General features: G+C 32.5%; 2 protein-coding genes. One reads left to right on the top strand and one right to left on the bottom strand.

All coding sequences use genetic code 11. The features are described from left to right. Positions 1 to 50: 50 nt before the first annotated feature. Complete coding sequence (locus DYI81_RS17775) at positions 51 to 773, bottom strand: hypothetical protein (protein ID WP_117008200.1); 723 nt, start codon at positions 771 to 773, stop codon at positions 51 to 53. A gap of 139 nt (positions 774 to 912) precedes the next feature. On the opposite strand from DYI81_RS17775, the gene DYI81_RS17770 reads away from it, so the two are divergent. Then, positions 913 to 2,355, top strand: coding sequence for a hypothetical protein (locus tag DYI81_RS17770; protein WP_117008199.1), 1,443 nt, complete (start codon positions 913 to 915; stop codon positions 2,353 to 2,355). Positions 2,356 to 2,443: the final 88 nt, after the last annotated feature.

The raw sequence follows: 2,443 nt of genomic DNA, 5'->3' as shown, positions 1-2,443 counted from the left end.
GATAGTCTTTTTCAGATTCAATCAATAATTGAACCGCTCTTTCTCTGATTTCAGGGGTATATTTTAATTTGGTCATCGGAACATTCTCTCAGAATACTGAGTCTCCGACAAACCCGGTACGGTTCAGTTTCATCATCAATTATAGGTCGGTTAAAATTAACTCCGCTCTTTTGTAAAGTCTCCTTAAAGAAATCATTTAAAATATATGCTTTAGCTAGGAGGTCGTCTAATTCATCAATGTGAGTACGTAAATTTAGTGTATCGTTTACGGCTTGTGCACATAAGTTTTTATAATTTTCTAATTCATTTTTTAAGTTTTGAACACGAATAGTTGATTGGTCTATTTTTTTAAAGTGTTCAAATTGTAGTTCTTGGCTTTGATTTTTTCTGACTAGATATTCAATAACAATCTCCTCACGATCAAAGTGATTTTCTTCTTTAAATTTAGATAAAAAATTCGCAGTTTTAGGGTCTAGGTAATATTGCTTTTTAACTTTGTTTTTGTCTTTGTCATTTTTCTTGAAAGTGCGGAATTTTGCTTTTAGCTTTTCACAACAGCTCTGAGTGACTTGGATTGATAAGCCATTACTCAATATTCCAATGTCAACATTGCCTGACTGAAAATGAGGATAGATATTGAAATTTGGTGAGTAACCTTGGTGGGTTCTTATGACAAGACCTTTCGGATTTTCCGATTCCTTTTTCAGAAATTCAGCTTTAAGTAGGCTGTCTTCTAAACACCAATCTTTTAAGTAAATTTGAGGGCGTCCCATTTTTAGCTCCAATTTTTGTATCTAATAAAGCGATTTTAAATCATAAAAATGATGGTTAAATCGATATTAAATTATTTATGTTAATAAACATTATATATTAAATTAAAATAATGGTTATTAATCAATAATAGTTGTTTTTATGAAAAATTCCGAAAAATTGCTAAATAGACAAGGGGAACTAAGGGCAATATCTATACTTATGCTAAGGCATATGGAAATTACTTTATCGCCGATTGATCGAATTATTTTTCTAAGATTATTGATCTGTTATGGAGGTCGTAGAATTTCAATATCGGACCTAAAAGCTTTGGCTAAAGAAGTGAAGGTGAATTGGTTAACATTAAAAAAATCATTAGATGTATTGGTTGAAAAAGGATTATGCGAGCAGCTAGAAGAAAAAGTTATAAAGTTGAATAAAGTACTACTACTACCGAGACAAGTAGATTATCGATGGAGCTGGAAACCATCTGATCAGTTGATTATTGCTTTGGATAAAGCAAAAGAGGGCAATCAACCTGCAGTAGGGTTAAAAGAGAATAAATCAGCTAAACAAAGTATAAAAAAAATAAGGTTTAAAAAAACTGCTTCTGAGCTTGTCGCTAGTTATCCACGATATGATTTTTTGGAAATTTTATTTGGCTTAATGTTTGATGTCAAAATTAGCCATAAGCAAAAAAATGCTGACGAGTTGATGGAACTCAATTATAAGCAGTGGCTTGTTTTAGTGAACATGGTGCTGTCTAGTGACGCTAATGGAATCGTTTTTGATGTTGGAACGTATGAATTATCTAAATGGACTGGAATGAGCCGTAATGCATTGCAACGAGCAATTGCTGACTTATTTGATATGGGAATTCTTCGCTCCAAACTAGATGGAACATTGAACAATAATTTACTTAATTCAGTTGCTCCTGTGTATTGCTTAAATCTTTCAGCTGCCATTTGGGGTGAAAAGCGGATATTTGGACATTATTACTTTTTGAAATTCCCCAATGAATATACATCTATCGTAGAACAAGCATTTAATTTTATTCAATATCTGGCTGCATTGGATCAAGCAAAAAAAGCATCATCTTCTTGCAATAGTATTGTGTATGAACTTGCCAAAGTATTCGATGAAGTTATTGATCAAACTATTCAAAGTAAACTGGGTAATGCGATTCGAGAGGAATTCAATTTTGTGAGCAAATCTGAAGAGAATTTTGGTCAGTATATACAACTTGTGATACCCCGCTTTCGTATGGGGAAATCATTATTGAATACGGATCAAGCGAATGTTGCACGAATTGATTTTTTACTCAACTATTCTATTCAGTTAATGATTTCCAATTTAGGCCAGGCAGAAATATGGCTAAGCTCGCCAATGCCAATGTCTTTGATAGGACGGTTTGATCAGTATTTAACTAAAATTAAATTACCTGAAGTCAATACAAATGTTAAATCTAATAAAGGAAATAGCCAGAAAACCCAAATGTCTTTGAAAAAGCAGCTCGTTGAAGAATCAAGAGCAAAAATCTTATTTGCCATTTGCCAAGCATTATTCAGAGGTGGATCAGGAAATTTGAACAACACTTATAAGTGATATTTTGCTCCCCAAATGATGTTATAAACATCAATATATGGAGTATTTTATGACACGTAGACCAAGAAGAAATCATTCAAATGACTTT

The sequence above is a fragment of the Acinetobacter sp. SWAC5 genome (genome assembly GCF_003419885.1).
Classification (GTDB): Bacteria; Pseudomonadota; Gammaproteobacteria; order Pseudomonadales; family Moraxellaceae; genus Acinetobacter; species Acinetobacter cumulans.
Note: the sequence above shows the minus strand (reverse complement) of the source record. Positions and strands in the feature narration are given on the sequence as shown.